At 69.0% G+C, this 7,610-nt stretch carries 7 protein-coding genes; 5 read left to right on the top strand and 2 right to left on the bottom strand.

Annotation, left to right across the window (positions count from 1 at the left end; genetic code table 11):
- Together P2P98_RS11530 and P2P98_RS11525 are read right to left on the bottom strand one after the other, a co-directional pair.
- Nucleotides 1-617, bottom strand: a 617-nt coding sequence (locus P2P98_RS11530; RefSeq protein ID WP_275799938.1) for a DUF3027 domain-containing protein, incomplete at its 3' end; no start/stop codon positions are given.
- A complete protein-coding gene (locus tag P2P98_RS11525) occupies nucleotides 601-984 on the bottom strand; it encodes a cold shock domain-containing protein (RefSeq protein ID WP_013585856.1) in 384 nt (127 codons plus the stop codon). The genes P2P98_RS11525 and P2P98_RS11530, both read right to left, overlap by 17 nt.
- A 108-nt stretch (nucleotides 985-1,092) precedes the next feature.
- On the opposite strand from P2P98_RS11525, the gene P2P98_RS11520 reads away from it, so the two are divergent.
- The 5 genes from P2P98_RS11520 to P2P98_RS11500 all read left to right on the top strand — a co-directional run bounded on the left by P2P98_RS11520 (nucleotide 1,093) and on the right by P2P98_RS11500 (nucleotide 7,351).
- Nucleotides 1,093-1,359, top strand: a complete 267-nt coding sequence (locus P2P98_RS11520; protein WP_275799936.1) for a multidrug ABC transporter ATPase — start codon at nucleotides 1,093-1,095, stop codon at nucleotides 1,357-1,359.
- 2 nt (nucleotides 1,360-1,361) lie between these two features.
- Nucleotides 1,362-3,083 (top strand): helicase-associated domain-containing protein, encoded by a 1,722-nt coding sequence (locus tag P2P98_RS11515; protein ID WP_275799935.1) that lies wholly within the window; start codon nucleotides 1,362-1,364, stop codon nucleotides 3,081-3,083.
- Nucleotides 3,084-3,129: 46 nt separating this feature from the next.
- The gene (locus P2P98_RS11510; RefSeq protein ID WP_275799934.1) at nucleotides 3,130-4,779 is read left to right on the top strand and encodes a DNA repair helicase XPB; all 1,650 of its coding nucleotides are present in this window, start codon (nucleotides 3,130-3,132) and stop codon (nucleotides 4,777-4,779) included.
- 69 nt (nucleotides 4,780-4,848) lie between these two features.
- Nucleotides 4,849-5,541 (top strand): response regulator transcription factor, encoded by a 693-nt coding sequence (locus P2P98_RS11505; RefSeq protein WP_013585852.1) that lies wholly within the window; start codon nucleotides 4,849-4,851, stop codon nucleotides 5,539-5,541.
- Nucleotides 5,542-5,572: 31 nt separating this feature from the next.
- On the top strand, nucleotides 5,573-7,351 hold the full coding sequence (locus P2P98_RS11500; protein WP_345799718.1) for a HAMP domain-containing sensor histidine kinase: 1,779 nt from the start codon (nucleotides 5,573-5,575) through the stop codon (nucleotides 7,349-7,351).
- The last annotated feature ends 259 nt before the right edge of the window (nucleotides 7,352-7,610 follow it).

Genomic DNA, 7,610 nt, shown 5'->3' with positions numbered 1-7,610 from the left:
TCGTCGTCTTCGTCGTCGTCTTCTTCGTCGCCGTCTTCTTCGTCGCCGTCTTCTTCGTCGTCGTCCTCTTCGTCGTCGTCCGAGTCGTCCTCGGACTCCGGCTCGGCGTCACCCGACTCGTCGAACTCATCGATGTCGACACCGTCGAGGTCTCCGGCGTGGAACCGCGCCTTCGGCTCGTCCTCCGACTCGTCGTCGTCTTCGGCGTCGTCGTCTTCGCCGTCGAGATCGTCATCATCAACATCGTCATCGTCGACGTCGTCATCCGACTCGCCGCTCTCCGCCGCGGCGACCTGCGCCGCCTGGTAATCCGCCAGGCGCGTCGCCCAGGGAACCCACTCGGGTGCCAGGAGCGCGCCCTCGCCGGGCATCAGCTCCGCCTCGAGGACCGTCGGCTCGGCGTCGTCGACGACGGCCACGCTCACGGTCCAGTACCACCCGGGGTACCCGAGCAGGCGCGTGTGGAACCGCAGCGAGACGACGCCGTCGTTCTCGACGATGTAGTCGGCGGGCGGCCCCACCGTGTCGGCGGGGGTGATCTCGTGCAGCGCGCTCAGCGCGAGGTCGTGGGCGTGAAGCAGTCGGTCGTCGACCGGCTGCTCAGGCTTCGAAGTCATCGGCGACCTTGCGCAGTACCGCGGCGATCTTGCTGGCGTGCGCACCGCTCGGGTACCGGCCACGACGCAGATCGCCGCCGATGCCGTCCAGGAGCTTGACGAGGTCCTCGACGATGATCGCCATGTCATCGGCGGGCTTGCGCGAGCGCTTCGCCATGCTCACGGGTGCCTCGAGGACGCGCACCGACAGAGCCTGCAGACCACGCTTGCCGTCGGCGACGCCGAACTCGAGGCGCGTGCCGGCCTTGGGCGCGGGGGTTCCGGCGGGCAGGGCGGTGGCGTGCAGGAACACGTCCTGGCCGTCATCGGTGGCGATGAAGCCGAAGCCCTTCTCTTCGTCGTAGAACCTGACCTTGCCGGTGGGCATGGAAACCTCGCTGAAAGACATGCGCGAACGCGCGGTGGAACCCGGGACCCGAACGGATCCCGGCCCTTCAGCCTACGCCACGCGTGCCAGGCAGTAGGCTGAGGGGCGATGAGCACACGCACCCCCGACGGCGATGTCCCGATCCGCCGTGTCGATCGCATCCTGGCGTTCATGTCGCTCGGACTGCTCATCCTGTCCGTCGCGAGCTTCTTCGCGATCATCATCGCGTCGACGGCCAAGGCCGACATGAGCACCGGCATCTGGCCGACGGTGGGCGTTCTGCTCTACATCGCACCCCCGGTCGCGTTCGCGTGCCTGGTGGCCGTGCTCATCATGAGCTTCGTGCGAAGGGCACGCGCGAACAAGGGGCGTTGACCGTGCCCGAGACCTCCGACCAACGCGCACTGGCGGTCTCGTTGAGCGCACGGGCCGACGAAGACCTCGCTCAGCTCTTTCTCGAGCGCGACGTCTCACCCTCGGCGACGTGGCGCGACACCTTCGACGCGGCGGATGCGCTGCTCGATCCCCCCTCGATCTCCCGCGCACTCCCCCCGTTGACGCGGACCGAGGCCGAAGCCCTCGTCGCGGCCGTCTCGACCGGATCGCCCGTACTCACCGACGTGCGCGCCGCGCTCGTCGCGCGAGCTCTCGTGCGCGACGACGGCGTCGCCTACGCAGCGGTCGCCGCGATCGTCGGCGAGATGTTCCCCGACGGGATCCCGGATGCCGAGCCTTCCCGCCCCGGCCGAGCCGCGGCATCCGATGCCGCCGCCGAAGCCGCGTTCACCAACGCCGCGGCCCTGGCCGACGTCCTCCTCCTGACTCTCGACGCACCGCTCGGACGCATCGGCTCGGGATCGCTCGGCGCCACCGAGCGGCGGCGCCTCGTGGATGCGGGAGCCGTGGAGACACCCGAGGAAGCGGATCTGCTCGTCGGGATCGCGGCATCCGTCGGTCTGTTGGGCAGCACGGGCCGCGCGTGGCTGGTCACCCCCGCCGGCAAGGCGTGGTTGCGCCTACCCACCCTCGATCGATGGCAGGAGACCGCGAAGACCCTGCGCGACGTCCTGCCCCGGGCGTATCGCACAGCCGAGGGCGGCTGGATCCCGAGCGCGAGCTGGCCCGACGCACTGCCCTTCGACCCGTCCGGCGCGGAGCGGGCGGCGCTGTGGCGAGAGCGTTTCTCGGCATGGGGCCTCATCGACGCCGCCGACCAGACTCCTCCCTGGAGTTCCGGACTCGCGGCGGGCGACGAGGTCGACGTCTCCGCCCTCCGCGACCTCCTTCCGCCCGAGGTCGACCGCGTGTACCTCCAGAACGACCTCACGGCCATCGCCCCGGGTCCGCTCGCTCCGCACCTCGATGTGCGTCTGCGGAGCATGGCGACGCGAGAATCCCGGGCACAGGCGTCGAGCTACCGGTTCAGCGCCGCGACGATCGGCGCAGCCATCACCGGTGGCGAGACGGCCGAGTCCCTGCGCGACTTCCTCACCGACCTGTCGCTCACCGGGCTGCCGCAGCCCCTGGCCTACGTGATCGAGCGGACCTCGGCGCAGCACGGTCGCGTCCGCGTCTCGAGCGACCCGGAGACGCGACTGACGCGGGTCACGACGACCGACCCGACTCTCCTCCAGGCGATGGAGGTCGACCAGTCCCTGCGATCCGTCGCCCTGTCCCGCGTCGACGAGGCCCTCGAATCGCACGTCGCCGCCGACGTCGTCTTCTGGGCGCTGACCGACGCGCACTACCCCGCCGTCGCCGTCGACGAGTCCGGCGCCCCGAGGACGCTGGAGCGCGCCCGGCTGGCCGCCGACACCCCGTCGACGGATCCCCTCGAGACCTACGCGCCGCTCATCGGGCGCGTACGCGCTGGCGGTGAGGACTCGGATGCCGCCTGGCTCGAACGCGAACTCGACCAGGCGGTGCGTGCCCGCGCGATCATCGACGTGACCGTTCGCCTGCCCGACGGTTCGACGCGCGTGTTCCGTCTGGAGGCGACGGGACTGGGAGGCGGCCGTCTCCGCGGCCGTGACCGGGGCGCCGACGTCGAGCGCACGCTCCCGCTCTCGCACATCGACGGGATCGCACCCGTCGAGTGACGCCGCGTGAAGCTCGACCGCCGCGACCCCGGTAGACTCGAACGCTATGGCTGACGGCCCCTTGATCGTGCAGAGCGACCGCACCGTCCTCCTCGAGGTCGCACACCCCGAGGCGGAGACGGCGCGGCATGAGCTCGCGGTCTTCGCCGAGCTCGAGCGCGCACCCGAGCACATCCACACCTATCGGATCACCCGGCTAGGGCTCTGGAACGCGCGGGCGGCCGGCCACGACGCCGACGCGATGCTCGAGACGCTCGACCGCTGGTCGCGCTTCCCGGTCCCGGCTTCGGTGAGCACCGACATCCGCGAGACCGTCAACCGCTACGGACGCCTGGTCATCGAACGCAACGACGAGAACGAGCTCGTCCTCCGCTCGACCGACCCGGCGGTGCTCGGCGAGGTTTCACGCAACAAGCGCATCTCACCCCTGCTCATCGGGCACCCCACGCCCGACACCTACCTGATCGACGCGTGGGCGCGAGGCCACATCAAGCAGGAGCTCCTCAAGATCGGCTGGCCCGCCGAAGATCTCGCCGGCTACACACCGGGCACCCCGCACCCGATCGATCTCGCCGAGGACGGGTGGAGCCTGCGCCCGTACCAGCGGCAAGCCGTCGACTCGTTCTCCGAGGGCGGTTCGGGTGTCGTGGTGCTCCCCTGCGGGGCGGGCAAGACCCTCGTCGGAGCGGGCGCCATGGCCGACACCCGCACGACGACCCTCATCCTGGTGACGAACACCGTGAGCGCCCGGCAGTGGCGCGACGAGCTGCTCCGCCGCACGACGCTCACCCCCGAAGAGATCGGCGAGTACTCGGGCCAGGTCAAAGAGATCAAGCCCGTCACGATCGCGACGTACCAGATCCTCACCGCGAAGCGGAAGGGAGAATACGCCCACCTCGCCCTGCTCGACGCGCTCGACTGGGGTCTGGTCCTCTACGACGAGGTGCACCTCCTCCCCGCTCCCGTCTTCAAGCTCACCGCCGACCTGCAGGCGCGGCGGCGCCTGGGGCTGACCGCCACGCTCGTGCGCGAGGACGGACGCGAGGGCGACGTCTTCAGCCTGATCGGCCCCAAGCGGTTCGACGCGCCGTGGAAAGAGATCGAGGCGCAGGGCTTCATCTCGCCGGCCGCGTGCTACGAGGTGCGCATCGACCTGCCCGCCGGCGAGCGGCTAGAATACGCCGCCGCGGCCGACGAAGACCGTTACCGGCTGGCCGCGACGGCTCCCGCGAAGATCGACGTCGTGCGCCGGCTCGTCGAGCGCCACCCCGACGAGCGCATCCTCGTCATCGGTCAGTACCTCGACCAGATCGATGAGCTGTCCGAGGCCCTCGACGCGCCGAAGATCACGGGGGCGACCCCCGTGGCGGAGCGCGAAGAGCTGTTCCAGGCCTTCCGCGTGGGAGAGATCTCGCTCCTCATCGTGTCGAAGGTCGCGAATTTCTCGGTCGACCTGCCCGAGGCGTCGGTCGCCATCCAGGTCTCGGGATCCTTCGGGTCGCGTCAAGAAGAGGCGCAGCGCCTCGGGCGCCTGCTGCGACCGAAGCAGTCGAACCACACGGCGAGCTTCTACACGCTCATCGCGCGCGACACGGTCGACCAGGATTTCGCGCAGAACCGCCAGCGATTCCTCGCCGAACAGGGGTACGCGTACACGATTCTGGATGCCGACGGGATCGACGCCGCGGCTGCCTGAGACATACCAGGGTGCGGCTTTCCGTTCCATATCCAGCACTTTGCTGGGTGCAGTCACGATAATGAGGGCATGACAGCTCCTCGCATCCTCGTCGTGGACGACGAACCGAACATCCGCGATCTGCTCATCACGAGCCTGCGCTTCGCCGGTTTCCAGGTGCGAGCCGTGGCCAACGGCGCGCAGACGATCTCGGCCGTACTCGAAGAAGAACCCGACCTCATCGTGCTCGACGTGATGCTGCCGGACATGAACGGGTTCAGCGTCACCAAACGTCTCCGTGGCGCCGGATACACCGCCCCGATCCTCTTCCTCACGGCCAAGGACGAGACCGAAGACAAGATCATGGGACTGAACGCCGGCGGCGACGACTACGTCACCAAGCCGTTCAGCCTCGACGAGATCGTCGCGCGCATCCAGGCGATCCTCCGCCGCACGATGCAGGCCGACGAAGAGTCGATCATCCGCACGGGCGAGCTGACGATGGACCAGGACACGCACGACGTCAGCGTCGGCGACGTCTCGATCGACCTCAGCCCCACGGAGTTCAAGCTCCTGCGATATCTCATGCTCAACCCCAACCGTGTGCTGTCGAAGGCGCAGATCCTCGACCACGTCTGGGAGTACGACTTCAACGGCGACGCCGGCATCGTCGAGAGCTACATCTCCTACCTCCGCCGCAAGATCGACCCGCACTCCTCGGAGCCGCTCATCCAGACCAAGCGCGGCTTCGGCTACATGCTGAAGTCGGGCAAGACCGTCTGAGCGGAGACTCCTCCTGCACTCCGACGATGCCGTGACGCGCTGGTGGCGCCGACTGAGCCTGCGGGCCAAGGTCACCGGCGTCACTGTCACGCTCCTCGCGGTCGGGCTGTTCGCCGCCGGCATCGGCACGATGGTCTTCCTGCGCACCACGCTCGTGAACAACCTCGACGAGCAGCTGGCACAGCAGGCCGCGGGCAACATCGCGAACACCATCTTCACGACGACCAACCAAGACGGTCGGATGGTGTTCACGCCGGTCGAGAACGCCCCGCAGATCGGGTCGATGGTCGTCGTCTACAACGCCGAGGGCCAGCGCGAGGCCTTCTTCAACGGCACGTCGACGAAGTCCACGCCGCAACTGCCCGACACGTTCACGACGCCGCAGACCTACACGCAGCTCGACAAGCGCATCGACCTGGATGACCCGGTCACGGGGCAGCACTTCATCGCGCGCGTGGGTCTTTTCGAAGTACCCAACAGCGGCTCTTACACCCAGATGGTGATCCAGCCGCTCGGACCGACGGATCGGATCGTCGCGGCCTACGTCGGCATCTACGGCTTCGTCGCTCTGCTCATCCTCATCGCGAGCGCGCTGCTGACCCGCTGGCTCGTGACCCTCACGTTCCGGAGTCTGAATCAGGTCGAGACCACCGCGATGGACATCGCCGCCGGCGATTTCAGTCAGCGTCTCACCGACATCGTCCCCGACACCGAGGTCGGTCGCCTCAAGACGGCGATCAACGCCATGCTCGCGCGCATCGACGGAGCGCTCGGACAGCGGGATGCCACCGTCCGGCAGATGCGCCGGTTCATCGGCGACGCGAGCCACGAGCTGCGCACTCCCCTGGTCACGATGCGCGGCTACGCCGAGCTCTACCGGATGGGTGCCATCCGCTCCGACGAGGATGTCGCCCAGTCGATGGAGCGGATCGAGAAGGAGGCGATCCGCATGGGTGCCCTCGTCGAAGACCTCCTGGCTCTCGCGCGCCTCGACGAGCGTCGCGACGTGAGCATCACCGCGATCGACCTCCGCCCCATCGCGCGCGACGCCGCCCTCGACCTGCGCGTCACCTCACCGCAGCGCGAGGTCACGGTCGACGACACGACCAGCCGCGACGAGATCGTGCTGCCCGTCATGAGCCTCGACGTGCTGCCCAAGACGGAGACGGATGCCACGGGCGCGAACGGTCGTCGCAGAGGCGCTCCGACGACCTCGGCGATGGCGATCGCGGGTGCGACGCTGTCGCGTCTGAGGCGTCGAGCCAAGGACACCGGCGACGGCCCGGTCGTCGAGCTCGCTGCCGAGTCCTCGCCCCCCGCCACGAGTTCGGCGAAACCCGTCCGTTCGTCGCCCCGCCTCGCGCCGATCGTGTTGGGCGACGAGAACAAGGTGCGACAGGTCGTGACGAACCTTCTGGGCAACGCGCGGCGGTTCACCCCCGACGACTCCCCCATCGGACTGCGCGTGGGAGTGGATGCCGACGCCGACATGGGGTGGATCGAGATCATCGACCACGGCGAAGGGGTTCCCGAGCAGATTCGCGACCAGATCTTCCAGCGGTTCTGGCGGGCGGACACCTCGCGCACGCGGGAGACGGGCGGGTCGGGTCTCGGCCTGTCGATCGTGGCATCCATCGTCGATCTTCTGCATGGAAAGGTCGAGGTCGTCGACACCCCCGGCGGAGGAGCGACCTTCCGGGTCTCCCTTCCCCTCGCCGATCGACGCGACGCGCAGGAGCACGCGCTGATCGAGACGCAGCCGCTCCAGCGTCTCCCCGAGGACTACCGGCCCGAGTCGCCGACCGCGTGACCCTTCCGCGCCCCGCGCTCGCTGTCACCCGCCTGCCCTGCGCCCGGCAACACGGCGCCCCTCGCCGTGCCCGCGCCCGCCCCCCGCGCCGTACCCGCGGCCTCGTCCGCTCCCCCTCGTTCCCCTCGCCACGCTGACGTGGAACGAGGGGAACGAGGACGAGCACGCTGACGTGCGCCGAATGCTCACCCTGACGCTCCCGCCGCGAGTATTCGGCGCGAGTCATCTCATCTGGGTCGCCCGCGGGTTCGGTCGCGGC

It is taken from the genome of Microbacterium sp. Kw_RZR3 (assembly GCF_029222405.1).
GTDB lineage: Bacteria > Actinomycetota > Actinomycetes > Actinomycetales > Microbacteriaceae > Microbacterium.
Note: the sequence above shows the minus strand (reverse complement) of the source record. Positions and strands in the feature narration are given on the sequence as shown.

Coding starts and splice junctions, on each gene's coding strand:
- P2P98_RS11505 (WP_013585852.1), top strand. CDS start 4,849: ATGACAGCTCCTCGCATCCTCGTCGTGGACGACGAACCGAACATCCGC.
- P2P98_RS11520 (WP_275799936.1), top strand. CDS start 1,093: ATGAGCACACGCACCCCCGACGGCGATGTCCCGATCCGCCGTGTCGAT.
- P2P98_RS11510 (WP_275799934.1), top strand. CDS start 3,130: ATGGCTGACGGCCCCTTGATCGTGCAGAGCGACCGCACCGTCCTCCTC.
- P2P98_RS11525 (WP_013585856.1), bottom strand. CDS start 984: ATGCCCACCGGCAAGGTCAGGTTCTACGACGAAGAGAAGGGCTTCGGC.